We start from the raw sequence: 25618 nt of genomic DNA, 5'->3' as shown, positions 1-25618 counted from the left end.
GGGCAAAGATGGGCGATATTCTGATCACTGATGACGAACGCGATATCCGAGAGCTGATTTCCGAAATCCTGCAGGATGAAGGGTATACCACCCGGCTTGCCGGAACATCCGACGAATGCATGGCGCAGATCGCGGCCGAACCGCCTGCGCTGATGATTTTGGATATCTGGCTGAAAGACAGCAGCATGGATGGCATCGACATCCTGAAATCCGTCAAGCGCGACCACCCCGACATCCCGATTGTGATCATTTCCGGTCACGGCAATATCGAAATCGCGGTCGCAGCCATCAAACAGGGCGCTTATGATTTCATCGAAAAGCCGTTTAATATTGATCAGTTGATGGTTGTCATACGCCGGGCGATGGAGACATCACGGTTGCGTCGCGAAAATCTGCAACTCAAGCGTGGTGAAGTCGCCGGCGCCGAGATGTTGGGCGACAGTGCGGCCTTCCGCAATCTCAAATCGCAATTGGACAAGGTGACGAAGTCAAACGGGCGGGTGATGCTGACCGGCCCCGCCGGTGTCGGCAAGGAGATTGCGGCGCGCTATATCCACGCCAACTCCAACCGATCATCTGCCCCTTTTGTGACGGTCAACTCTGCCTCGATCGAGCCTGACCGTATGGAAGAGGTGCTGTTCGGTCGCGAGGACAGCGGGCGGGGTATTGAACCGGGGCTGCTGGAAGAAGCCAATGGCGGTGTCATTTATTTTGACGAAGTAGCCGATATGCCGTTGGGAACACAGTCGAAAATCCTGCGAGTCCTGGTTGATCAGCGGTTCCAGCGGGTGGGCGGCACCGACAAGATTCAAGTGGACCTGCGCGTGATCTCCAGCACAAACCGCGATCTGCCAGCAGAGATTGAGACAGGAAACTTTCGCGAGGAACTGTATCACCGTTTGAATGTGGTTCCGATCGCTGTGCCGTCCCTTGAGGAGAGGCGCGAAGATATTCCCGTTCTGGCCGAACATTTCATCGAGGTCTTCAACAAAGCGCAGGGCCTGCCGCTGCGCAAACTGGCAGATGATGCGCGGGCCTTGCTGCAAACTATGTTGTGGCCGGGTAATGTCCGTCAGTTGAAGAATGTCGTGGAACGCGTTCTTATTCTTGGTGAAAATGGCGATGATATCACCGCCAAGGAGTTGCCGTCGGCAGAGGATGCTGGCAGCGAGGAAGGGCGGATCGTTCTGGCGGGGGGCCTTGCGACCCTGCCGCTGCGCGAGGCGCGCGAGTTGTTCGAGCGCGAATACCTGCTGACCCAGATCAACCGGTTTGGTGGGAATATCAGCCGGACCGCATCCTTTGTGGGGATGGAACGGTCGGCTTTGCACCGCAAATTGAAATCGCTGGGGGTTGTCACCACAAATAAGGCGGGTGGCCGCGTTGCCTATGTTGAAGGCGACGCATAATGAAAGTCATCATTTGCGGTGCAGGCCAGGTTGGCTGGCAGATTGCCCGCCATTTGTCCGGCGAAAACAATGACGTAACCGTTGTTGATAACAATCCGGAACTGGTGCGCCGTGCGACTGATACGCTGGATGTGCAGGGGATTGCCGGGTTTGCGAGCTACCCTGATATCCTGGACCGCGCCGGGGCAAGCGACGCAGATATGATCATCGCCGCCACCCATTCGGACGAAGTGAATATGGTCACCTGTCAGGTGGCCCATTCGGTGTTCGCCATCCAGCGCAAGATCGCGCGCCTGCGCGCTCAAAGCTATCTGGATGCGATTTATTCCGATCTTTATCGCCGTGACCACCTGCCTATTGATGTCGTCATCTCACCCGAAAAGGAGGTGGCGGAGGCCGCTCTGCAACGGCTGGCCGCCCCTGCCGCGTTTGATACCGAAAGCTTTCTGGAAGGGCGTGCGCAGCTTTTGGGGATCACGATTGATGAAGATTGCCCGGTCATAAATACGCCACTGCGCCAGCTCACAGACCTATTTTCGACCCTGCGTGCGATTGTGGTTGGCATTCGCCGCGATGGTGCACTGTTCGTGCCAGCCCCCGGCGACCAGATCTTTGCGGGCGATGATTGCTATATCTTCACCGTGACGGAGGATATGACCCGTACACTGGAGATCTTCGGAAAAACCCAGTCGAAACAAGAGCGTATCGTCATTATTGGCGGTGGGAATGTTGGTTTGGGTGTTGCGCAGGCGCTTGAGGCCCGGACAGAACGCGTGCGGGTCAAGGTGATTGAGAAAAGCCGCGTTTGCGCCGAGCGCGCTGCCGATGCCTTGGACCGCACGATTGTGCTGAATGGCGATGGGCTGGATAGCGGTCTTTTGGAAGAGGCGAACATTGCCACGGCCGATGCCGTTCTGGCGGTGACGGATGATGACAAAACCAACCTGCTGGCGTCGGTCCGGGCCAAGGAAATGGGCTGCCCGATGTCGATCTGTCTGATCAATGATCCAACGCTTGTTCCACTGATGGGGCCGTTGGACATTGACGCCTATATCAATCCGCGGGCGACAACCGTGAGTTCGATCCTGCGCCATATCCGCCATGGCCGGGTGCGCGGCGTCTATTCTATCGGTGATGCCGAGGCAGAGGTGATCGAGGCGCAGGTGCTGGGTACATCCCCCATATCTGGTCAGCGGATCAAGGATGTCTCATTTCCAGAGGGCGCGATTGTCGGCGGTGTCGTCAAGGGCGGCAAGATCGTCAAACCAACCGGTGAAACGCGCATCGACGAGGGCGACGTCATCACCATCTTTGCCATGGCAGAGGACGTACCCGAAGTTGAGCGCCTGCTGCAGGTGACGATCGACTTTTTCTGATGAACTGGATCACGCGCCTGCCATTCTTTGTGGTCCTGATGGGCTTTGGCGCTTTGGCGATGCTGGTGCCCGCCGCGCATGGTGCCATCATGGAAGATTTCATGACCATGCGCGTGTTCTTTTACGGCTTTATCCTATTTTCCATCCTCACCCTGATGATCGCGCTTGCAACAGCAGGCTATACGCCCCCCAGCGTTGCCCGCAGTCAATTGGTGGGCCTGTTGGCGGCCTTTACCGTGTTGCCGTTGATGTTTGCCGTCCCGTTTTACGAGGCGGTCGGAAATACGACCTATATCAATGCATGGTTCGAAATGGTGTCGAGCTTTACCACCACCGGTGCCACTGTTTACGAAAATGCTGGTCGGTTGACCCCATCTTTACATCTTTGGCGGGCGCTAGTGGGTTGGCTGGGTGGATTGCTGGTCTGGATCACCGCCGTTTCCATTTTTGCCCCCATGAACCTGGGCGGGTTCGAGGTGCGGGCGGCAGCCGGTGGCAGCGGCGGTGCGGTCAGGTCGTTCACGCAGATCGCAAAGATCGCCGACCCATCCGAGCGGCTTGTGCGGTACACCCTGACACTGACGCCGATCTATGCGGGGCTGACGCTGGCGCTGTGGATCGGCCTCGTCATTATGGGAGAGTTTCCTTACATCGCGCTTTGCCACGCAATGTCGGTTCTGTCGACATCCGGCATTTCACCGATTGGCGGACTGTATTTTGCCGCCTCCCGGTTTTGGGGTGAGTTGCTGATCTTCTTTTTCTTTGCCTTTGCGCTGTCGCGTTTGACATTCAGCCGGGGGCTGACGGGGGAGGGAGAGCAAGGATTGCGCCGGGATCCGGAGTTTTTGACCGCGCTGGTGTTGATCGGGTCAGTCACCGCATTGCTGTTTCTGCGCCATTTTATCGGTGCGTCTGAAACTGAGGAACGTGCGAACCTAGTCGAGGTTGCTTCGGCTCTTTGGGGTGCGCTTTTTACGGTGACGTCTTTTCTGACAACAACAGGTTTTGAATCCCATTATTGGGACGGCGCGGCGGACTGGTCGGGGCTGGATACGCCCGGTCTGTTCCTGATTGGCATGGCCCTGATCGGGGGCGGGGTGGCCACCACGGCGGGCGGGGTCAAATTGCTGCGGATCTACGCGCTTTATCGTCATGGTGAGCGTGAGCAGGAGCGGCTGCTGCATCCCTCATCCGTTGGTGGCGGTGGAAGGGAAGCGCGACGCATTCGCAAACAAGGCGCCTTTATCTCTTGGGTGTTTTTCATGCTTTTCGCACTCAGCATTGCGACCATCATGTTGCTGCTGTCACTGACAGGGGTACAATTCGAAACGGCGATGGTACTGGCTGTGTCCGCGTTGTCGACAACCGGGCCGTTGGCGTCGGTCGCTGCAGAAACCCCGATCTCATATGCTGGCATTCCTGATGGTGCAAAAGCGATCCTGGCGGCGGCCATGGTTCTTGGGCGGCTTGAAACACTGGCGATTATCGCACTTTTCAACCCTGAAATCTGGCAGCGCTAAACACCAGAAAAACAAGTGCTTTTTTGGGCTGGAAACTCTGGTACGGCCACGACATACTGCAAAATGAACGATGGGGGGCCGTTGCGCGGCCGCAAGAATAAAAAGGGTGACGTAATGGCCGCCGATAAAGCGAACCTGCAAGACGCATTTCTCAACCATGTCCGGAAAACAAAGGTCCCTGTGACTATTTTCTTGGTGAACGGCGTTAAGCTGCAAGGCGTGATCACATGGTTTGACAGCTTTTGTGTATTGCTGCGCCGCGACGGGCAGTCCCAACTGGTCTACAAGAGCGCCATTTCCACCATTATGCCTGCGCAGCCGATCAGTCTTTACGAAGGCGAAGAATAAGATTGCTGGAACACGATCAGCCCATCACACGGGCTTGGGTACTGCATCCTGATCTGAAATCCGACACGACACGCCGCGATGCAGAGCCTGCATTGGAAGAGGCTGAGGCACTGGCCGCAGCCTTGCCTAATCTGGAGGTCGTGGATGGGTCAATCGTGCGTCTGCCCAAGATCCATCCAGGGATGTTGTTCGGCAAGGGCAAGATCGAAGAACTGAAGGCCATATTCAAGGCGGCAGAAATCGAATTGGTTCTGATTGACGGACCGGTTACGCCGGTTCAGCAGCGCAATCTGGAAAAAGCATGGGGCGTGAAACTGCTGGATCGCACCGGGCTGATCCTGGAGATTTTCAGCGACCGGGCGCGCACGTCAGAAGGTGTGCTGCAGGTCGAGATGGCAGCGTTGTCTTATCAACGAACCCGCCTTGTCCGCGCCTGGACCCATCTGGAACGGCAGCGGGGTGGGCTGGGCTTTGTCGGCGGTCCGGGTGAGACGCAGATTGAGGCGGACCGCCGCGCCATTGATGAACAACTTGGCCGTCTGCGCCGTCAATTGGCCAAGGTGGTCAAGACCCGTGAGTTGCACCGCGCATCGCGCGCCAAGGTCCCGTTCCCGATTGTTGCGCTGGTCGGCTATACCAATGCCGGCAAATCGACATTGTTCAACAGGCTGACCGGGGCCGAGGTGTTGGCCAAGGATATGTTGTTCGCGACGCTTGATCCCACCATGCGCAAGATCGTTCTGCCGACTGGTGACGAGGTCATCATGTCGGACACGGTGGGTTTCATCAGTGACTTGCCGACCGAATTGGTCGCCGCCTTTCGTGCGACATTGGAAGAGGTTCTGGACGCCGATCTGATCATGCATGTCCGCGATATCAGCCATCCGCAAACCGAAGAGCAGGCGCAGGATGTCAATGCGATCCTCCACAATCTGGGCGTTGCGGATGAGGCGCCGATGATCGAGGTCTGGAACAAGATCGACCTGATGGAAGGCGATGAGCGCGAGGCGATGTTGACGCAGGCCGCACGCACCGATGATCTGTTCGCGATCTCCGCCGTGACGGGCGAGGGGCTGGATGCGTTGTTGGCGGCGATCCCTGACAAGCTGAAAGACCCGCGCAGCGAGGCGTGGTTGCATCTGTCTTTTTCAGAAGGCCGCAAAAGGGCATGGCTGTTTGAGCAAGGCATTGTCACCGATGAACAGCAGGATGACGATGGTTATGCCATGACGGTATTCTGGACCGCCCTGCAGCGGGAGCGTTTCGCGCGGCTTTAATTGGCCGGCCGCAGCACTGAAATCCCCACAGCCGCTGCGCGCGCCAGGTCGGGATCCAGTGACATGGGGATGTATTCACCACGCCGCCAAAGCTCACCCAGATTATCATAATAGCGTGACAGCGGTTGTCCTGACTGTCCAGTCGCGCTGATAAAGACCGAGCTGTCTGGATCGGCAAAGTCATAGACCCCGCGATAGCCCGCAGCATGTACATTCTGGAACGGGGCGGGGCCTGTGCCGGATGTCTTGCCTCGCTGCAGCGTGTGATCGCCGCCGCTGGTCGACTGGCGAATATTTACGATCCAGTTCAGAATCGGCGTAGATCCCAATACAGGGTGATCGTGGGTTGCCTGATGCGCGTCGCCCCAACGGACAGCCTCAATCGCCTCGCCATGGTTTTCGGTGATCCAAAGCAGCGCCTCATCCAGTGCCTGTCTGGCGATGTCGGTACAGGTTTCAATCGGGGCGGATTGGATCACGTCACACCAGACGCTGGCCCCGTCGATATCGCGAAACACCCGTTCGATGAAAATCGGGTCGGCATGTGTGAACTCGGGGGCAAGCGGCCCCAGTTCATCGCGGATCAGACGCTTATTCAACTCGCGGAGCCATGCCGCGTAGATCAGCGGCTCTGGCAGGTGTTCGTTCATTTCGCCGTTCCATGCGGTCAGCAGCAGCAGCGCGTCCTGTCGCCGCCGTTCGGGCGTGCCTGCGGGGGCCGCATCGCCTGTATACGCCAGATTGGCGGTCATCAGGGATGTGAGCGTGCGCGCGGTAAAGCTGACGGTGTCCAGCTGCGCCTCGATAAAGCTGTCGCGGGTGTGGACACCGCGCGCCTGCATCAGCCGCCGCCATCGATAGATGCGCTGCGTGTCACCCCAGAGATGCGAGACATGCTGCGGGAATTCCCGGTCGATGGTTTTATTATTGGTATTGCCGAGAATGCCGCCTTCGGGGTTCACGAATTCGGGATTGTCGCTGTAGGGAAAACGGCCCCTCCAGCGGTTTTCGGGCAGGTAGCCAAAGCTGGGCAGCCGACCCTGACTTTGATGACCTGCATCGCGGGCGGGCAGAGCACCAATGGTTTTCATCGCGATGCGGTTCCGGTCGGCGATGGTTAGGTTCTGTGCGGGGGCGATGTAGTCCTCACCCGCGGCAATCGCTGCGGTGATCGTTTGGGCGCGCATGATCTTCATGGCAGCCGACATGGAGGTGTCGCGGTTTGACAACGCGCTCCATGCTATGGAAGTGACATGCCCACGTGGGGTTATAGTGCCAAGGTCAAACTGATTGGCCGGCATCACCGGACCATTCGCTGTCCAGCGCAGCCTTAGTGTGACGGCGGGGGCGTCTTTGACCGTGATGATGCTGTCACGGCTGCGGAACGGAACCCAACCGCTGACATCCCGATATTCGTTGGGATTGTTCGGGTTGACCTCTTCGATCAGGATGTCTTGATCATCCACATAGGCTGATGTCACCCCCCAACCCAGATCGGCGCTGCGCCCGCTGAGGACGACCGGCATGCCGGGGATCGTGCCACCGATGACCCCACCGGATGACAATTCCAGCCGTGCCAGATACCAGATTGTCGGGGCCGTCAGCCCCAGATGCGGGTCATTGGCCAACAAGGTGGCCCCGGTAGCCGAACGCGCGGCATTGGCAGCCCAGGCGTTTGAGGCACCGGCCAGCTCCCGCGATTTGATTGGTGATAACGGGTCGTAGGCCATGCGGGTGTTTGGGCTGAAGGCTGGCACGTCCGGGACCAATTGCGCATATTCGGGTAAGGCGGCGACCCCGCCTGTCGGATCGTCGGGCATAATATCGGCCAGACGTTCGTTGCTGATCAGCAGGGACGTGCGGGCGCGCAGCACCTCGTTTTCCAGATGCGATGACAGTTGCAGGGCCATCAGCTTCATGATTGCCAGGCTGTCGGCGGGTTGCCACGGGGCCACCGGATGGCTGAACAGCCACATTTCAGGCGCACCGCGCCCACGGGCACCTGCGTTCACTTCGTTGAGCCAGGCATTCACCCCGGCGGAGTAGGCGGTCAGGGCGGATTTGGTCTGGTCATCCTGCGCATCGACCGACGAAACCGCCAAACTATAGATATCAAACCGGCGCAGCACTTCATCAATGCCAACCGTGCGTTCTCCGAACAGTTCGGACAGGCGGCCTTGCGCGGTGCGCCGCAGCATGGTCATTTGCCAAAGCCGATCCTGCGCATGGGCGTAGCCCAGTGCGAAATACACATCCTCGTCCCGCTGGCCAAAGATATGTGGCACATTGGCATTGTCGCGCACGATTTCGACGGGCGCGCTGATGCCATCGACCACACTGCTGGCGTTGTAATCGGGCAGGGAACGCGAGGCGAAGTAGTACGCCAGTACAAGGGCCGCAACTGCGGCGAAAATCAATGCTGAGGCTAGCCGGACCAGCCAGCGAAAGATCAGAGCCATGCGCCCCTCTGGTTTAGTGAACGGCTCTGTTTTAGCAGGGCCATGTGGAAGGGCAAGCTAGCGTTCCGGGATCAGCCCGCGTGGGCTGAAGCGCAGCACCAGAAGCAGGATCAGACCCATGGTCAGCAAGCGCATATGTGCCGCCCCGTCGATCAGCGTATCTTTCAGATTGCTGCCATCCGGCAGACCACTGGCGATAAGGTTCATCAGACCCAGACCAAGCGGTTCGACCATCACCCAGAGCCACCAGATGAGCATGCCGCCCAGCACAGCGCCAAAGTTGTTGCCCGACCCGCCCACGATCACCATGACCCAGACCAGGAAGGTGAAGCGCAGGGGCTGGTAGGTGCCGGGCGTCAACTGCCCATCCAGCGTGGTCATCATGGCCCCGGCAATCCCACAGATGGCGGAACCGAGGATGAAGATTTGCAGGTGGCGGGCGGTGACGTCTTTGCCCATGGCTTCGGCAGCGACTTCGTTATCCCGGATTGCGCGCATCATACGGCCCCATGGGCTGTTCAGCGCCCTTTGTGCCAGCCACAAAAGAATGATCAGCACGATGGCAAAAAGCACACCATAGGCGAGCTTGGTGTAAAGCGTCGATGCAGTGACAGGGTCCAAGCCAAGGCTGATGGCGCGTTCGACAAAGACAGGGTCGCTCTGCAGATCAACCTCGAACGGGACAGGGCGTGGCAGGCCGATCACATTCTTGACACCGCGCCCCAGCCAGTCCTCGTTCTTCATGATGGCAATGATGATTTCGGCAATGCCCAGCGTGGCAATGGCAAGATAATCTGATCGCAGGCCAAGTGCGGTTTTCCCGATGATCCATGCGGCACCGGCGGCCAGTAGCCCGCCCACAGGCCAGGCGAGGAGCACAGGCAATCCAAGACCACCAAGGTAACCCGTCGCGGCGGGGTTCACGGCCTCGACCGCAGCAACGCCGGGGTCAAAGACAGCACGGAAGGTGAAGAAGCCGACAATCAGCACCCCGAGAGTGATAAAGGTGCGGCTGCGCCCCAGAAACCGCCTTTGCGCAAAGATGGCGGCGGCAATTGTCGCGGCCCCGGCGATCAGCCCAAGGATAACCCGGAGGCCACCTGCCGCCCAAGCCTCGCCCACGGGCGGCATAGAAATCAGGACGGTGGCGAGACCACCCAATGCGACAAAGCCCATGACGCCGATATTGAACAACCCCGCAAATCCCCATTGCAGGTTTACACCCAGCGCCATGATGGCCGAAATCAGGCCCATGTTCAGGATCAGCAGGGCAGTGTTCCAACCTTGGATAAGACCCGTTCCAAGGATCAGACAACCGACTAACGCGAAGAGTAGCGGGTTCTTGATGGCAGGGTTCATACGGATTGCCCCTTGAACAGGCCGGTCGGCTTAAAGAGCAGCACGATGATCAGGATCGCGAAGCTGACCGCAAATTTGTAATCAGTGGAGAGCAGTTGGACGAGGCCGTCCGGCTCCAGGCTTTCCGGCATCAGATAGACCAGTACCTTTTTCCAGGCGTAGGTGATCGTCACTTCGCTAAAGGCAATGACAAACCCGCCAGCAATGGCCCCAAGCGGATTGCCAAGCCCGCCCACAATGGCTGCGGCAAAGATCGGGAGCAGCAGCTGGAAATAGGTGAAGGCCTTGAAGGATTTATCAAGCCCGTAAAGCACGCCTGCGGTGGTGGCGAGTGCTGCCACAATCATCCAGGTCACCTTGACCACCCAATCGGGGTTGATGCCGGACAGCAGGGCAAGATCCTCGTTATCCGAAAATGCCCGCATGGATTTACCGGTGCGAGTCTTGTTGAGAAACCAGAACAGCAATGCGACCGCGATGACGGCGACCACCACCGTGATAGCTTGGGTCGTCTTGATTGCTAATCCTTCGCGCAGACCGGTCATATCGCGGAATTCGCGGGCGGTGATAATGAACCGTTCACCGTCGGCAAAGCGGATGTCATCCACCCCGATGATAAACCGCACGACCCCGTTCATCACGAACATCACACCCATGGAGACGATGACGAGGATCACAGGTTTCGCCTTTTGGTCACGGTAGAACTTGTAAATCAGCCAGTCGATGGCGAGAACCAGAAGGATCGTCATCCCGATCCCGACTGGCAGGGCGAGCAGGGCAGTGGGCAGCGGCCCGAAGGTGATGCCGACGGCCAATAGCATGTTGGTTGCAATGATTGTCATGGCCGTGCCAAAGGCCATGGTATCGCCATGGGCAAAATTGGAAAAGCGCAGTATGCCATAGATCATCGTGACGCCGAGGGCACCGATGGCCAGCTGCGCGCCATAGGCAAGGCCTGGGACGAAGACAAAGTTCGCAAAGGCGACGAGGGCGTTGAGAAAGTCCATCAGTAGAAATCCATGGCGGGGTGTATAAATCTGCAGGATAGCTTTACATAGCGGCCAAAACTGTGGGTTTTTTCGCGCCAATCAAAAACGGTGTGAAGGTCAAGGTTATATCCGATACCAGTTTCGCCCTTAGGCACGATGAAATAAGGAGAAACTGCCTCAGTGTTCGCCGAGTATGATCGCTGCGCAGCATCGACGTTCGGAAAGTCGCTTATTGCAAACGGCGCATTGCCAAATGTAGATGTATAGGAGTAACGCCCCTCATTCTGGAAAAAAAAGAGCGGACGAAAGGGCACAGACACATCGACGCATATCCCCCCATCGCATGCTTGACGCATCTGGCATTGCGCAGGAACCGTGCGTTCCGACAATTGTGCGTAAGCGTTGGTTGCCAAGGTAGCGGCGACAATAGCGCTGTAAACTAATATTTTTTTTCTACTCATCCGCCCAAGAAGCTCCGTCTGACTTCTGGATCAGCCAGCAGTTGCTTACCCGTCCCCGTATGCGCGTTCCGCCCTTGCACCAGAACATAGGCTTTGTCTGCAATTTCAAGCGCTTGGCGGGCGTTCTGTTCGACCATGAGGATCGGAATTCCGGTGCGGGCGACCTCGATAATCCTGTCGAATAGTTCGTCCATGACGATAGGTGAAACGCCCGCTGTGGGTTCGTCCAGCATCAGCACCTTGGGTTTGGTCATCAGCGCGCGACCGACCGCGACCTGCTGGCGTTGGCCGCCGGATAGCTCTCCAGCAGCCTGATTGCGTTTTTCCTTGAGGATCGGGAACAGGTCATAGACCTGCGCCATGGTATCCCGGAAATCATCACGGCGGATGAAAGCCCCCATTTCAAGGTTTTCTTCCACCGTCATCGACGTAAAAATGTTGGAAGTCTGAGGCACGAACCCCATGCCCTTGACCACACGCTGCTGCGGCGAGAGATGCGTGATATCCTCACCATCGAGCCGCACGGCCCCGTCATTGACGTTCAACATGCCGAACACGGCCTTCATTGCCGTGGATTTGCCGGCGCCGTTCGGGCCGACAATCACCGCAATCTCGCCCTTTTCGGCAGCAATCGTACAGGAATGCAGAATATCCGGACCTTTGCCATACCCCCCGGTCATCGCATCACCGATCAGGAACGGATCACCATGCTTTGCAGTGCTGTTGCCTGATCGCCGGTCAACCTTTTCGAGGGTGCTTCCTGGCTCCCTCGTGATCGACCGGTCCTTGTTGCCTCTGTCATCGTGGTAGGGGCTGTCGCTCACGGATTAACATACTCCGACAGGAAGGGCAGATAGGTGGTCAGCGTGTCGCGCATCAGCGCCTGTTCTGATGCATCCGCATAGTTGCCATAGATCCAATAAAGCGTGGCTGCGGCACCAAGAATGGCCCCCAGAAGGATGGTGAATAGGAATTTCATGTCGCACTTACCTTGTCTTTGTTCTTCAATCCGGTGCCGAGATAGGCCTCGATCACCTGTTCATTGGCCTTGATCTCTTCCAAGGTCCCTTCGGCCAGCACATGACCCTCTGCCATACAGATAACCGGGTCACACAGGCGGCCGATGAAGTCCATGTCATGCTCAATCACCACAAATGTATAGTTCCGTTCTTGGTTCAGGCGGATAATCGCGTCCCCGATTGTGTTCAAAAGGGTACGGTTCACGCCTGCGCCAACTTCGTCGAGGAAAACGATCCGGGCGTCGACCATCATGGTGCGCCCCAGTTCCAGTAGCTTTTTCTGGCCGCCTGACAGGTTGCCTGCCCTTTCTTCCTTCAGGTGGTCAATTGTCAGGAATTCGATCACTTCGTCCGCTTTGGCCTTGAGCGCGCGTTCTTCGTCAGCGATCCGCCTACGCCCGAACCAGGTATTCCAAAGCCGTTCGCCGGACTGGTCAGCAGGCACCATCATCAGGTTTTCCCGGACCGTCATCGACGAAAATTCATGCGCGATCTGAAAGGTGCGCAGCAACCCCTTGTGGAACAGGGTATGCGGGGGCAGGCCGGTGATGTCTTCGCCCATCATGGTCACACGACCCGATGTTGGTTTAAGAACGCCGGCAATTACATTGAAAAGCGTTGTTTTTCCGGCCCCATTAGGTCCGATTAATCCGGTGATCGTCCCTTCGTCGATCCGCAGGCTTGCATCATCGACCGCGTGAAAACCACCAAAGGTTTTCACCAGATTTTCAACAACAATCATATCGTCCCCTTACACGCTGTCCCGACGTGTATTCCTGTTGGCAAACGGCGCGGGAAAATCCCGCGCCGTCGACGTTTTTGATGGGCTGATCAGCGGTAGCCGATTGTCGAATAGACGCCATCGGCGAATTCGACTTCCTGATAGTTACCCGCAGATTCACCGGGTCCGATCAGTTCCACGGCAGATGCGCCGACATAGTCGATGTCTTCGCCTGCAGCCAGCAGCTCAAGACCCTTTTGCAGTTCACCGGGGAAGATCTCGGTGCCGGGGGCGTTGGCCACATCCATCACGTGATCCTTGAAGTCGGCAGAAGCCGACGACCCGGCCGCCTGCATGGCGAGCATGATCAGGGCTGCGGCATCATAGGATTCGGGGCTGAATGCACCTGTTCCGTCAAAACCGGCCTCGGATGCCATTTCAACAAACTTTGCAGCACCCGGGCTGTCCGTACCGGGATATGCACCGAAGGATCCGTTCAGTTCGTCACCGAAGTTTTCATTCAGCTTCACGCCGACCATGCCGTCAGGCACGTAGAACGTGTCGAACGCACCGGAGTCCAAGGCGGAACGAATAACGCCGGACCCACCTTGGTCAACGTAACCTGCAACAACCAGCACCTCACCACCGGCTGATGCCAGCGCGCCGACTTCGGCAGAGTAGTCGGCCTTGCCGTCCTCATGGGCAGCAGAGATGGTGACGGTGCCGCCAGCCTCTTCGAATGCCGCCTGGAACGAATCTGCCAGACCCTTGCCGTAGTCGTTGTTGGTATAGGTCAGGGCCACTTCGCTGATGCCACGATCCTGCAGGATTTCCGTCATGATCACGCCCTGGCGTGCATCAGATGGGGCGGTCCGGAAGAACAGGCCGTCATCCTCGGCGGTCGACAGACCGGGTGACGTGGCTGATGGTGAGATCATGACAACACCATTGGGGCGCGCCACGTTCTGCAGGATTGCACCAGTAACGCCGGAACAGTCAGCGCCCATGATTGCGTTCACATTGTCGGATGTGACCAGACGTTCGGCGGCTGTTGTGGCAGCACCGGCATCGATACATGTGCTGTCGCCGCGCACGGATGTCACCTTGGCCCCGCCCAGCAATGCGCCTGACTCGGTGACTTCGGCCATCGCCAGTTCCGCGCCGTCGCCCATGGCAGGTGTGATCGATTCAAGCGGGCCGGTGAAGCCCAGGATCACGCCGATCTTCACTTCTTCGGAATGGGCGTCAGCAAATGCGGCACCCGCAAGCATGGTCATGGCGGTTGTCGCCATCATTAGTTTTTTCATTGTCGTCTCCCTAGTGGATGTCTTTATCCTGCGGCGCAGATTAGCAGGCAGTTTCCAAAAGGAAAGCCGGAAGCCACGGGCAAATGACCTTAAAATTGGGGTTTTTGCGGGATGAAACCCCGTCTGTCGTGGGGGTTGAGACAATGGCAGCTGTGCCCCGTTATTTGTCTACACCGAAAGCCGCGCCGCATGGCTGCCCCGTTCCCGATAGGGTGTCGTGTCGTAATGTGACCGATAGCATTTCGAGAAATGTGAGGGGGATGCAAACCCGCAGGCGAGCGCCACATTAATTACCGTCATATCGGTCTGCATCAGCAAATTCCGCGCCTTTTGTAGCCGCAGTTCCATGTAGTATCGCTTGGGGCTGCGCGACAGATACCGCCGGAACAGGCGTTCCAGCTGACGGGTGGACATACCCACCTCTTTGGCGAGGATGGCGGGGCTGATGGGTTCCTCAATATTCTGTTCCATCATTTGAATGACGCGAGACAGCTTGGGGTGACGCACGCCGATCCGGGTCGGGATCGACAGGCGCTGTGTGTCCTGATCCGTGCGAATCGACGAATAAATCAGAATGTCGGCGACTGCATTGGCCAGATCTTCGCCATGATCATCGGCAATGATCTTGAGCATCAGATCAATTGAGGCCGTGCCGCCCGCAGTTGTGATCCGGTTTCCATCGACGACAAAGATTGATTTGGTCAGCTCGACCTCGTCAAATTCTTCGGCGAAACTATCCTGATTTTCCCAATGGATGGTAGCTTTCTTGCCGTCCAGCAAACCAGCCTTGGCCATGGTGTAACCGGCGGTACAAAGCCCGGCGACCGTTGCACCGCGCCGCGCCTCGCGGCGCAGCCAGTTCAGGGTGCGTTTGGTCGTGGCGCGTTGCACATCAACCCCACCACACAGCATGATCGTGTCATCGCGATCCAGCTCAATCAGATCGCCTTCGAGCCGGAAGGTGCAACCGTTCGAACACACAGCGTCTTCGCCGCCTTCGCCGATGATCTTCCAATCATAAAGTGTCTTGCCTGCGGTCCGGTTCGCAATCCGCAGGCTTTCCAGCGCGCTGGCGAAACACAGCATCGTAAAGTCCTGCATCAGCACAAACACAAAGCGGCGCGGTTTGCCACGATGGTCGACTTCAACGATTTGAGGTTCGATAGACATGATGCTGGGCCTGAAAAGCAGTTCGTCGCGGGACCTCAGCAGGTTTGTTGCTTGCGTTCAAGGGGGAAACCGCCGCTAGGCCTGCATCGGGGCTGTCGGCGCGCTGATATCAATGGCCGTGCCGTCAGGGTCCTCAACCAGCATGCGGCGTTGGCCATAGGGCATGTCCGTGGGGGGAGAGATGACCTTGGCCCCGATTTCTTCGGCTTTTCTCGCGACCTCGTCACAATCGGCAACGACGAATGTCACGATGACGCCGGAAGGTGCCGCTTGCAGCGGAGCTGGAACAATTTCGTGGTCCCGCTGCAGGATGCCGTATTCAAGGCCCGAAATATCGTGATGCGACATGATCACGAACCAATCCGCAGCAAAGTGGCGGTGCATGCCCAGTAGTTCTTCGTAAAATCGGGCTGACCGTTCCACGTTACCGCTGAGGATGTTGATAAAGCTTCTTTGCATAATCTCTGCTCCGTCAAATATGTGGTGCATCGCCCCCAGACATGGCCGAATGTCGCCCTAATCGCGGCAATTTGCCATTGGCGCCTCGCGCGGGGCGCGTTATAGGCTGCATTTGATAGCGTTAACTGCGATATCCACAACCTGATATGGAGCAAGACAATGACCAACTGGCAAAAATCTGACTGGCGCAACAAGCCCCGGGTTCAGATGCCTGACTATACCGATGCAGCCGCCCTGAAAGCTGTTGAAGGTCGTCTTGCTGGTTATCCACCGCTGGTCTTTGCAGGTGAGGCACGCAAGCTGAAATCGGAACTGGCTGCTGTCAGTCGGGGCGAGGCGTTTTTGTTGCAGGGCGGGGACTGCGCCGAAAGCTTTGCGGAATTCAGTGCGGACAGCATTCGCGACACCTTCAAGGTGATGCTGCAGATGGCCATGGTGCTGACCTATGGGGCCAAGGTGCCGGTTGTAAAGGTGGGTCGGATGGCGGGCCAGATGGCCAAGCCACGCTCCGCACCGACCGAGACTGTGGATGGGGTCGAACTGCCCAGCTACCGTGGTGATATCATCAATGGGTTTGAGTTCACTGAAGACAGCCGCATCCCCGATCCGGAACGTATGCTGCAGGCCTATCTGCAGGCGGCTGCCACGCTGAACCTGCTACGCGCATTTTCGACCGGTGGCTTTGCCAATGTCCATGAGGTCCATAAGTGGACGCTGGGTTTCACCGACGCAAACGAGGTGGCGAAATACAGCGATATGGCCAGCCGGATCAGTGACACCCTGGACTTCATGGAAGCCGCTGGTCTGACCACCGAGACAAATCACGAGCTGCAGACAGTCGATTTCTACACCTCTCATGAAGCTTTGTTACTAGAGTATGAAGAGGCGCTGTGCCGTCTCGACTCAACCTCCGGCAACTGGCTGGCCGGGTCCGGCCACATGATCTGGATTGGGGATCGCACCCGCCAGCCTGACGGCGCGCATGTGGAATTCTGCAAGGGTGTGCAAAACCCGATCGGTCTGAAATGCGGCCCCAGCATGACATCAGGGCATCTGAAAGCATTGATGGCGTCGCTGAACCCCAAGAACGAACCGGGCCGTCTGACCCTGATCGCGCGCTTTGGGGCCGGGGCCGTTGGTGAACATCTGCCGCGCCTGATCAAGGCGGTCGAGGAAGAAGGGGCCAACGTCGTCTGGACCTGTGACGCGATGCACGGCAACACGATCAAATCGACCACTGGTTACAAAACCCGACCGTTCGAAAGCGTGCTGCGCGAGGTCAAGGAATTCTTTGCCGTCCACAACGCCGAAGGCACGATCCCCGGCGGTGTGCATTTCGAGATGACTGGCAAGGACGTGACCGAATGCACTGGCGGTGTCCGTGCTGTGACGGATGAGGACCTGTCAGATCGTTATCACACGGCTTGTGATCCGCGCCTGAATGCGTCTCAGTCGCTGGAACTTGCCTTCTTGGTTGCCGAAGAATTATCGGCCCGTCGCAACAAGATGCAGCAGGCCAAAGCGGGCTGATTACACGTTATTGACCACCAAACGCAGCGCCGGGCGCGCATCGTTTGGCCCTGTTGCGTTTGTGGGGTAGATCATGCTTTGCACGCTGGCCAGTTGCAGGCCGAGCGTCTCGTGACGGATGCGGGCACCTTTGGCAATCTCGAACCGGCGGGGGCGTGTGCCAGTTTCGCCCTCTGTTACCATGGCGCCCAGAATGCGGGTCGTCTCGCCCTTGTTGTCCCGCAAGGGCAGCAGGAGCATTGTACCGGTCAGATGCGGCCGGATCAGGCTGCCGGGCGAATTCAGAGGCACACCGATGATCGCTGGCTCGGTAAACGTGGCCTCGACCAGTCTGGCGATATCGTCGCGGGCCTCTGGTGCGAAGAATGTGCTGAGCGGCATACCGCGCGCATCCATCTTCAGAAGGTCATGCAGTTTTTGGCCTGCGACGCGCATCCGGGCGATCCCCGGCGCGACCCGCTGCAGAATAAACGCATGGGGCAGGGCGCTGTCGATCTGGCTCGGCTCGATATCATTCCGCGAGGGGATCCGCTGGGCATGGCGCAATGCCTGCCAGTACCGCTCGAGGCTTTCAAGCGTCTCGTTTCCAGCGCCGGGTAGGTCTGCGCGGCGACGTTGTGGATTGTCCTCTACGATTTTCATGGCTCTTTCTACTTTCGCTATGGTTGCCGCAGCTGGTGCAAAACCATTTCATTTCGTTAGAAAGGTTTTAACAAAGATTACCCATAGATTCATTTAACAAAGTGTTAATGGGTTAATTTGAAACAAATCGCGATGGTTGCCTCGGCGTTTGGTTTTGCCTTAGGTGCAGGGAACAAAAATCTGACGGGGCAGCACGATATGATCCAATCCATGACCGCATTTGCAAGCCGGACCGGCACCCTTGGCCCGGCCTCCTGGAGTTGGGAAATGCGCGGGGTCAATGCGCGTGGCCTTGATTTGCGGCTGCGTATGCCGGACGGGATCGAGGGGCTTGAGGTGGCATTGCGCGCCGCATTAAGCAAGGCGCTCGCGCGGGGCAACGTGACAGTGAACCTGCGTTTGACACGCGAAGAAGCCGGAACTGCCCTTGCTGTGGATGAGACGCAACTGGATGCTGTGCTGACGGCGCTGGATGCGGTGCAGGACCGTGCATTTGCCATGGGCGTTACACTGGCGCAGCCGACCGCAGCCGATGTTTTGTCGCAGCGGGGTGTTCTGGTGCCGGCCAAACCGGATAATCTGGATGATGATCTGACCAAGGCGCTGATTGCGGATATCGCGCCGCTGGTCGGTGATTTTGTGAAGATGCGCCAAATCGAAGGACGTGCGTTACATCAGGTGATCACAGATCAACTGGCCCAGATCGAAACGTTGACGGACGCGGCAGCAGAAGCCGCAGCCGCCCGCGCGCCGCAGGTCAAGACCAACCTGACCACAGCGCTGCGACGTGTGATGGATGATGTCAGCGAGATCGAGGAGGCGCGCGTGGCGCAGGAACTGGCGCTTCTGGCGGTTAAGTCGGATGTCACCGAAGAGATTGATCGCCTGCAGACCCATGTCGTGGCAGCACGTGATTTGCTGGCCGATCAAAAACCGGCGGGACGGAAACTGGATTTTCTTGCACAGGAATTTAACCGGGAGGCGAATACCTTGTGCGCCAAGGCGCAGTCCGCCCCGCTGATCGTGATTGGTCTTGACCTGAAAGCGGTGATTGACCAGATGCGCGAGCAAATTCAGAATGTGGAGTAGCGTGATGTCCCGACGCGGTCTTTTGATTATCCTGTCATCCCCCTCAGGCGCCGGGAAATCAACATTGGCGGGGCGGTTACGGGTCTGGGACGATACGCTCCGCTTTTCTGTTTCCGCAACGACGCGCGCGCCGCGCGAGGGCGAGGTTGACGGGCAGGATTACTTTTTCGTCTCGGTGCCAGAGTTTCAGAAGCAGGTGGCCGAAGGCGAAATGCTGGAACATGCGCAGGTCTTTGGCAACTATTACGGATCGCCGCAGGCCCCGGTCCGGGAGGCCATCGACAGTGGGCGTGACGTGTTGTTCGACATCGATTGGCAAGGCGCGCAGCAAATCAGCAACTCGGCCTTGCAGGAACATGTGCTGTCGATCTTCATTCTGCCCCCTACTATAACCGAGCTGCACCGCCGTCTGGTCAACCGCGGACAGGACGCGCCTGATGTGATTGAAGGCCGGATGCAGAAAAGCTGGGATGAAATCAGCCATTGGGATGGCTATGATTATGTCCTGATCAACGACGATCTGGACGCGACAGAGGAACGGCTGAAGACTATCATCAGTGCAGAGCGACTGCGCAGATCGCAACAGCCGCAATTGGTTGATCATGTCCGCCGTCTGCAAACCGAATTCGGAGACCGAAGATGAGCCTCTATGCCCTGAACGATATTGCACCCACCGTTGCTGATGATGCGTGGGTGGCGCCGGGCTGCCATGTGATCGGCAACGTCATATTGGCAGCCAAATCATCGGTCTGGTTCGGTTCTACACTGCGGGGGGACAATGAGCCGATTACGATTGGTGAGGGGACCAATGTGCAGGAAAACTGTGTCATGCATACCGATATGGGCTTTCCGCTGATGGTTGGTGCGGGTTGTACGGTGGGGCATAAGGCCATGCTGCATGGCTGCACCATTGGTGACAACAGCCTGATCGGTATGGGTGCGACGGTACTGAACGGCGCTATCATTGGCGCGAACTGCCTGATCGGTGCGGGTGCGTTGGTTACAGAAGACAAAAAAATCCCGGACGGCTCACTTGTCATGGGCAGCCCGGGCAAGGTGGCGCGAGAACTTGACACGAACGCAATAAACGCGCTCAAGGCGTCGGCATTGCATTATCAGGAAAATGCAGCGCGTTTTCGTGACGGGCTCAGACCGCTTTGATCACTCCCCGGCCATGCGAGGCATCAAGAGCAGGTCAAAATCCAATTGCGGTGCAAAATTTCGCACTTCCTGCCGGATCAGATCCGCATCAGGCAGGTCGTCGGCAATGGCGCGATAGCGCCCCTGAAACCGCAATTCGATCAATTTGACTGCAACATCCACCGCATCGAAATCATCAGCCACCAGTGGCGACAGGATGATATCGGGCTCTTTCTCGTTTACGACATCGGCGTTCAGTGCCTCGATTTCGACAAACTGAAAACCGTCGAGTGGTGGGACAACGCGACCCTGCGCCCGCCAACGAGCCAGATCACCAATCACCAGCGTGTTGCTGGCAAGACCCTCGAGCGCGTCTGGAAACGGCGCGGTACGACCGCGTTCTACTTGGCCTGACATATGTGTTCCAATTCCGGAATTGTGAGTGGTTGAGTTAAGGTGATTTCGCTAAGAAAACGCCTGGTTGCCCAGGAATGTTCCAAATCGTTAAAGATTTATTTGCTTGGCAGGCACAAGTCTTGGGGAATAAAGAGCCTCAAACACGAAATGAGGTTGGCCGCGTGACATCCGATACACTTTCTGCTGTCACCGACGCATTGCCGATCCCGATTCTGGTCATTGGGCCTGATGATCGTATCCGCGCGGCAAACCCACCGGTTGAGGCTGTATTGGGGCCCGGAATTGTCGGTCGGCTTTATATTACCATCCTTCGGCAACCCGCATTACTCGAAGCGATTGCGAAAGTGCGGGAAGGTCTGGATGCTCAGACAACACGGTTTGCCGGACGCGACGGGACAAAGGATACCATCTACCGCGTGGTCATCGCCCGTGCTGGTACCGACATTGTTCTGTCTTTCGAAGATCAGACCGCCGCCGAAGAAGCAGGTCAAATGCGTCGCGATTTCGTGGCGAATGTCAGCCATGAATTGCGCACACCACTGACGGCCCTTCTTGGCTTTATCGAAACGTTGGGAGGAGCGGCCCGTGATGACGCCGCAGCGCGGGACCGGTTTCTGGGCATCATGCAAAAGGAGGCCAGCCGGATGACGCGGCTGGTCGACGATCTTTTGTCGCTCAGCCGTGTCGAGGAAGATGAGCGCGTGCGGCCGCGAGAAGATGTCGATTTGGCGGGAATACTGTCATCAGTCATCAAGGGCCTGGAACCACAGGCAGAGAAGGCGGGGGTGAAAGTATGTCTGCGCGCGCCGGAAGAGTCCGAAGTCGTGCCAGGTGATACGGGACAGCTGATACAGGTGTTCAGTAACCTTATCGAAAACGGCATCAAATACGGCGCATCAGGCGGTGTGGTCAATGTCACCCTGTTCAACCGCGAAGCTCACGCGCGTTTGCGGGGCGAAGGGGTGCAGGTCAGCGTGGCTGACCGTGGCGATGGCATTCCATCCCACCATATCGCCCGGCTGACGGAGCGATTTTACCGTGTGGACAATCACCGGTCCCGCGAGGTCGGCGGCACCGGCCTTGGCCTGGCGATTGTCAAACATATCGTGAATAGGCACAGGGGGCGCCTGGTCATCGAAAGTGAAGAGGGGCAAGGGACAGAAGTATCTGTGTTTTTGCCCACCCAATGACTGTCATAAAACTTTTACTTAACTGTCACAGAACGTTCAGGCGGCGACGCTAAACGGGCCGCAATGGTTGCGCGGCTCGCGCGCGGCCAATGTTTGACTGACAGGAGTGATTTGATGTCGATCATGAAACTGACCGCAACAACAGCGGCCATTGCCCTTACCACAACCGCTGCATTCGCCCGTGACAACGTTCAGGTTGCCGGGTCTTCCACGGTGCTGCCCTATGCGTCCATCGTCGCCGAGGTATTTGGTGAAAACTTTGACTTTCCGACACCCGTTATTGAATCCGGCGGCTCCTCTGCCGGCCTGAAGCGTTTCTGCGAAGGCGTCGGTGAAAATACCATCGATATCGCCAACGCATCCCGCGCGATCCGCCCGGCCGAGGTTGAAGCCTGCGCCGCAGCCGGTGTGACTGACATCATCGAAGTCCGCATCGGTTATGACGGCATCGTCTTTGCCTCTGACATCAATGGCAACGCGTTCGAATTCACCCCCGAAGACTGGTACAAGGCGCTGGCCGCCGAGCATTTCATTGACGGTGAGCTGGTTCCGAACACGCTATCGAACTGGAACGAAGTGAACCCCGATTTCCCCGACCAGCCAATTCAGGCCTTCATCCCCGGCACCAAGCACGGCACACGTGAAGTGTTTGAAGAAAAGGTGATCCTGGCGGGTTGTGAAGACGGTGGTTTCTTCCAGGCAATGCTGGATGCAGGCGTTGACGAAGACACAGCCGAAAGCACATGCATGGCGATCCGTACCGATGGCCGGTCCGTGGACATTGACGGTGATTATACCGAAACGCTGGCTCGGATCGACGCTGACAATAACGGTATCGGTGTGTTTGGCCTGTCGTTCTATGAAAACAACACCAACAAGCTGCAGGTTGCCACGATGAATGGTGTAGTGCCGACGACAGAAAGCATTGCTGCAGGCGACTACCCTGTGTCTCGCCCGCTCTATTTCTACATCAAGGCCGCCCATATCGGCGTGATCCCTGGTCTGAAAGAATTTGCAGAGTTCTTTGTCTCTGATGAGATCGCCGGTCCTGACGGTCCGCTGGCCGAATATGGTCTGGTGTCGGATCCGGAACTGGCGGACGTGCAGGAAACCGTTGCAGACGAAGTTGTTATGGGTTCCGGAACCTGATCCAAGATGAAAACAGAGGGGTGCGGTGCGCCGCACCCTTCAATCCAATGAAGACCTGGATACTATCATGCTGTCGCTGACGACCCCGCTTCTCATCATTCTTGCGCTGGCCGTCATTGGCTTTTTTTTGGCAAAGTCCCGTGCATTGCAGGTGGCAGGCGGTGACATTCGCGGTCTGGTATCGCTTCCCAGCCAACATGCCCTGAACACTGTGCTGGCCACGATTGTCCCCCCGCTGGCTGCGATCTTTCTGATATCCCTCTATGTCCGTATCACCGATGGCACCGGCTCATGGTTCTTTACCCTTGTTGTGATCGGCCTCGCGGTGACAGGCCTTGCTCTGTCACTGATTAGTATCAAGCAGGAAAGCCGTGCCCGGACCTATGCGGAACGGTGGATTTTGGGCCTGCTGATCTTCGCCTCGACAATTGCGATCATGACGACCGTAGGCATCGTGTTTTCGATGCTGTTCGAAACATTCAATTTCTTCGGACAGTATGACTGGCGCGATTTTTTCCTGTCGACCAATTGGTCCCCAAATTTCCGCGGTAATTCGGATCTGGGGATCATCCCGTTGCTCTGGGGTACGCTTTATATCAGCTTCATCGCGCTGGCCTTCGCGGTGCCAATCGGACTGTTCGCCGCCATTTATCTTTCGGAATATGCCGGGCCACGCATGCGATCCATCGCGAAACCCGCCATCGAAGTGTTGGCTGGTATCCCGACAATCGTCTATGGGCTGTTTGCGCTGATCACAGTCGGGCCCTTTCTGCGCGACTACTTCGCATCACCGATGGGTTTTGGTGAAAGCGCGTCATCAGTGATGACCGCCGGGTTGGTGATGGGCGTCATGCTGATCCCCTTTGTCAGTTCCTTGTCAGATGACATTATCAACGCTGTACCGCAGGCCATGCGTGACGGATCGCTGGGTCTGGGTGCCACCAAATCCGAAACCATCCGGCAGGTCGTCGTACCTGCCGCACTGCCGGGGATCGTGGGTGCCATCCTGCTGGCCGCATCCCGCGCCATCGGCGAGACGATGATCGTCGTCCTTGGGGCAGGGGCGGCTGCGCGTCTGTCTCTTAACCCGTTTGAGGCGATGACCACCGTCACCGTCAAGATTGTCAGTCAGTTGACCGGCGATACCGATTTCGCCAGCCCTGAAACACTTGTCGCCTTTGCTCTGGGTCTGACGCTCTTTGTCATCACCCTTGGGCTCAATGTCGTGGCACTTTACATCGTGCGCAAATATCGTGAGCAATACGAATGAAGACCTCCCTTCTGAAGCTGGACACACGGACAAAGAAGCGCAACGCGGCAGAGGCGCGGTTCAAGGCATATGGGCTTACGGCGATCATCATTGCCATGCTCGCACTGCTGATCCTGCTGACCTCGGTGCTGGGCAATGGTCTCAGCTCATTCCGGCAAACCTTTATCACGCTGAACGTGGAACTGGTCGAAGACAAGCTGGACAAATCAGGCGTGCGTGATCTGGAGGTCATGTCAAAGGTGACGACGATCAGCTACGCGCCGCTATTGCGCGATGCACTGATTGCGGAGTTGGATGAACGGGGTATCGAAAACCCGCTGTCGAACCGAGATCTGGGCGACATGATTTCCAAAGAGGCGGCGGCGACCGTGCGCAACCGCATACTGGCCAATCCTGATCTGGTGGGGCAGACGCTTAAATTTGACGTTCTCGCCTCAGGGCGCATTGACGCCTTCTTCAAAGGCGATGTCACAATGGAAAGTGCTGCGCTTGACAGCAACACCTCACCCGAGGCGTTGACCATCGCCCAGCAGCTTGCCGATGCCGGCGTCATCGAGACCAAGTTCAACTGGAACTTCTTTGTCTGGCCGGACGCATCGGTTCAGCGACCCGAGGCAGCGGGTCTGGGCGTCGCCATTCTGGGATCACTTTATATGATGATCGTGGTGCTGGTCCTGGCGCTGCCCATTGGCGTGGCATCGTCGATCTATCTTGAAGAGTTCGCACCGAAAAATCGCTGGACCGACCTGATCGAGGTGAATATCTCAAACCTCGCTGCGGTGCCGTCGATTGTTTACGGGATCCTGGGGTTGGCGATCTTCATCAACTTCATGGAATTTAACCAATCCTCGCCACTTGTGGGCGGTCTGGTGCTGACGCTGATGACCTTGCCCACGATCATCATATCGACTCGGGCGGCACTGAAATCCGTGCCACCATCAATCCGGGATGCGGCACTGGGGGTCGGGGCGTCAAAGATGCAGTCGGTATTCCATCACGTGCTGCCACTGGCGGCACCCGGCATTCTGACCGGCACGATCATCGGACTGGCGCAAGCCCTGGGTGAGACGGCCCCGCTCTTGCTGATCGGCATGGTGGCTTTTGTCCGCGAATATCCCGCCGCCTACACACCCGAGGCCGGACTGTTCGGTGAGGCGTCAACGGCGCTACCGGTGCAGGTTTTTAACTGGACACAGCGGTCTGATCCGGCCTTTGTTGAACGGGCCTCTGGCGCGATCATCACGTTGCTTGTGTTCCTTCTGATTATGAACGCGGTCGCGATTTACTTGCGCCGCCGCTTTGAACGGCGCTGGTAGG

25 protein-coding genes are annotated in these 25618 nt (G+C 57.5%); 13 read left to right on the top strand and 12 right to left on the bottom strand.

All coding sequences use genetic code 11. The features are described 5' to 3' along the window. Positions 1-8: 8 nt before the first annotated feature. From ACFWW2_RS14450 to hflX, 5 genes are all read left to right on the top strand, one after another. Positions 9-1409 (top strand): sigma-54-dependent transcriptional regulator, encoded by a 1401-nt coding sequence (locus ACFWW2_RS14450; protein WP_393928928.1) that lies wholly within the window; start codon positions 9-11, stop codon positions 1407-1409. Beyond that, positions 1409-2785, top strand: coding sequence for a Trk system potassium transporter TrkA (gene trkA, locus ACFWW2_RS14445; protein ID WP_393928926.1), 1377 nt, complete (start codon positions 1409-1411; stop codon positions 2783-2785). Before ACFWW2_RS14450 ends, trkA begins: the two co-directional genes overlap by 1 nt. Then, positions 2785-4305, top strand: coding sequence for a TrkH family potassium uptake protein (locus ACFWW2_RS14440; protein ID WP_393928924.1), 1521 nt, complete (start codon positions 2785-2787; stop codon positions 4303-4305). The genes trkA and ACFWW2_RS14440 overlap by 1 nt, the downstream gene beginning before the upstream one ends. 114 nt (positions 4306-4419) lie before the next feature. Further along, entirely contained in the window at positions 4420-4653 is a 234-nt protein-coding gene (gene hfq, locus ACFWW2_RS14435) for an RNA chaperone Hfq (RefSeq protein ID WP_007204924.1), read from the top strand. A gap of 5 nt (positions 4654-4658) precedes the next feature. Beyond that, entirely contained in the window at positions 4659-5930 is a 1272-nt protein-coding gene (gene hflX, locus ACFWW2_RS14430; protein WP_393929408.1) for a GTPase HflX, read from the top strand. Here the strand turns inward: hflX and ACFWW2_RS14425 are convergent. The 10 genes from ACFWW2_RS14425 to ACFWW2_RS14380 form a co-directional block, all read right to left on the bottom strand. Next, positions 5927-8389, bottom strand: coding sequence for a penicillin acylase family protein (locus ACFWW2_RS14425; protein ID WP_393928922.1), 2463 nt, complete (start codon positions 8387-8389; stop codon positions 5927-5929). The two genes, hflX and ACFWW2_RS14425, sit on opposite strands and share 4 nt — an antisense overlap. A 57-nt stretch (positions 8390-8446) precedes the next feature. Beyond that, complete coding sequence (locus ACFWW2_RS14420; protein WP_393928920.1) at positions 8447-9748, bottom strand: branched-chain amino acid ABC transporter permease; 1302 nt, start codon at positions 9746-9748, stop codon at positions 8447-8449. Further along, complete coding sequence (locus tag ACFWW2_RS14415; protein ID WP_393928918.1) at positions 9745-10755, bottom strand: branched-chain amino acid ABC transporter permease; 1011 nt, start codon at positions 10753-10755, stop codon at positions 9745-9747. The genes ACFWW2_RS14420 and ACFWW2_RS14415 overlap by 4 nt, the downstream gene beginning before the upstream one ends. Continuing rightward, the gene (locus tag ACFWW2_RS14410; protein ID WP_393928917.1) at positions 10755-11198 is read right to left on the bottom strand and encodes a hypothetical protein; all 444 of its coding nucleotides are present in this window, start codon (positions 11196-11198) and stop codon (positions 10755-10757) included. The genes ACFWW2_RS14415 and ACFWW2_RS14410 overlap by 1 nt, the downstream gene beginning before the upstream one ends. Then, positions 11195-12022 carry an ABC transporter ATP-binding protein gene (locus tag ACFWW2_RS14405; RefSeq protein ID WP_393928915.1) on the bottom strand — a complete coding sequence of 276 codons (828 nt, stop codon included), beginning with the start codon at positions 12020-12022 and terminating at the stop codon, positions 11195-11197. Before ACFWW2_RS14405 ends, ACFWW2_RS14410 begins: the two co-directional genes overlap by 4 nt. Then, positions 12019-12177 (bottom strand): hypothetical protein, encoded by a 159-nt coding sequence (locus ACFWW2_RS14400; protein ID WP_393928913.1) that lies wholly within the window; start codon positions 12175-12177, stop codon positions 12019-12021. Before ACFWW2_RS14400 ends, ACFWW2_RS14405 begins: the two co-directional genes overlap by 4 nt. Next, entirely contained in the window at positions 12174-12959 is a 786-nt protein-coding gene (locus ACFWW2_RS14395; RefSeq protein WP_393928911.1) for an ABC transporter ATP-binding protein, read from the bottom strand. The genes ACFWW2_RS14400 and ACFWW2_RS14395 overlap by 4 nt, the downstream gene beginning before the upstream one ends. An 89-nt stretch (positions 12960-13048) precedes the next feature. Next, entirely contained in the window at positions 13049-14245 is a 1197-nt protein-coding gene (locus ACFWW2_RS14390) for an ABC transporter substrate-binding protein (RefSeq protein WP_393928909.1), read from the bottom strand. A gap of 168 nt (positions 14246-14413) precedes the next feature. Beyond that, the gene (locus tag ACFWW2_RS14385; protein WP_393928907.1) at positions 14414-15415 is read right to left on the bottom strand and encodes a GlxA family transcriptional regulator; all 1002 of its coding nucleotides are present in this window, start codon (positions 15413-15415) and stop codon (positions 14414-14416) included. Between the two features lie 75 nt (positions 15416-15490). Next, on the bottom strand, positions 15491-15874 hold the full coding sequence (locus ACFWW2_RS14380) for a VOC family protein (protein ID WP_393928905.1): 384 nt from the start codon (positions 15872-15874) through the stop codon (positions 15491-15493). Between the two features lie 159 nt (positions 15875-16033). Here ACFWW2_RS14380 and ACFWW2_RS14375 point away from each other — a divergent pair, with 159 nt between their 5' ends. Next, a complete protein-coding gene (locus tag ACFWW2_RS14375; RefSeq protein ID WP_393928903.1) occupies positions 16034-17404 on the top strand; it encodes a class II 3-deoxy-7-phosphoheptulonate synthase in 1371 nt (456 codons plus the stop codon). On the opposite strand, the gene ACFWW2_RS14370 is transcribed toward ACFWW2_RS14375, so the two are convergent. Then, entirely contained in the window at positions 17405-18046 is a 642-nt protein-coding gene (locus tag ACFWW2_RS14370) for a PAS domain-containing protein (protein ID WP_393928901.1), read from the bottom strand. Between the two features lie 198 nt (positions 18047-18244). On the opposite strand from ACFWW2_RS14370, the gene ACFWW2_RS14365 reads away from it, so the two are divergent. From ACFWW2_RS14365 to ACFWW2_RS14355, 3 genes are read left to right on the top strand one after another with little or no spacing between them, the layout of a single operon-like run. Continuing rightward, positions 18245-19135 carry a YicC/YloC family endoribonuclease gene (locus tag ACFWW2_RS14365; protein WP_393929406.1) on the top strand — a complete coding sequence of 297 codons (891 nt, stop codon included), beginning with the start codon at positions 18245-18247 and terminating at the stop codon, positions 19133-19135. Between the two features lie 4 nt (positions 19136-19139). Beyond that, on the top strand, positions 19140-19778 hold the full coding sequence (gene gmk, locus ACFWW2_RS14360) for a guanylate kinase (protein WP_393928899.1): 639 nt from the start codon (positions 19140-19142) through the stop codon (positions 19776-19778). Further along, positions 19775-20296: a gamma carbonic anhydrase family protein gene (locus ACFWW2_RS14355; RefSeq protein ID WP_393928897.1), complete on the top strand. Its 522-nt coding sequence runs from the start codon at positions 19775-19777 to the stop codon at positions 20294-20296. Before gmk ends, ACFWW2_RS14355 begins: the two co-directional genes overlap by 4 nt. Here the strand turns inward: ACFWW2_RS14355 and ACFWW2_RS14350 are convergent, their stop codons facing one another. After that, positions 20297-20692, bottom strand: coding sequence for a hypothetical protein (locus ACFWW2_RS14350; protein ID WP_393928895.1), 396 nt, complete (start codon positions 20690-20692; stop codon positions 20297-20299). Positions 20693-20853: 161 nt separating this feature from the next. On the opposite strand from ACFWW2_RS14350, the gene ACFWW2_RS14345 reads away from it, so the two are divergent. The 4 genes from ACFWW2_RS14345 to pstA all read left to right on the top strand — a co-directional run bounded on the left by ACFWW2_RS14345 (position 20854) and on the right by pstA (position 25617). Then, positions 20854-21882 (top strand): sensor histidine kinase, encoded by a 1029-nt coding sequence (locus tag ACFWW2_RS14345; protein ID WP_393928893.1) that lies wholly within the window; start codon positions 20854-20856, stop codon positions 21880-21882. A gap of 114 nt (positions 21883-21996) precedes the next feature. Beyond that, positions 21997-23031, top strand: coding sequence for a substrate-binding domain-containing protein (locus ACFWW2_RS14340; RefSeq protein WP_393928891.1), 1035 nt, complete (start codon positions 21997-21999; stop codon positions 23029-23031). Positions 23032-23098: 67 nt separating this feature from the next. Continuing rightward, a complete protein-coding gene (gene pstC, locus ACFWW2_RS14335) occupies positions 23099-24301 on the top strand; it encodes a phosphate ABC transporter permease subunit PstC (RefSeq protein WP_393929404.1) in 1203 nt (400 codons plus the stop codon). After that, positions 24298-25617 (top strand): phosphate ABC transporter permease PstA, encoded by a 1320-nt coding sequence (gene pstA / locus ACFWW2_RS14330; RefSeq protein ID WP_393928889.1) that lies wholly within the window; start codon positions 24298-24300, stop codon positions 25615-25617. The genes pstC and pstA overlap by 4 nt, the downstream gene beginning before the upstream one ends. Position 25618: the final 1 nt, after the last annotated feature.

This window comes from Yoonia sp. R2-816 (genome assembly GCF_046762905.1).
In the GTDB taxonomy this organism is placed as follows: domain Bacteria; phylum Pseudomonadota; class Alphaproteobacteria; order Rhodobacterales; family Rhodobacteraceae; genus Yoonia.
Note: the sequence above shows the minus strand (reverse complement) of the source record. Positions and strands in the feature narration are given on the sequence as shown.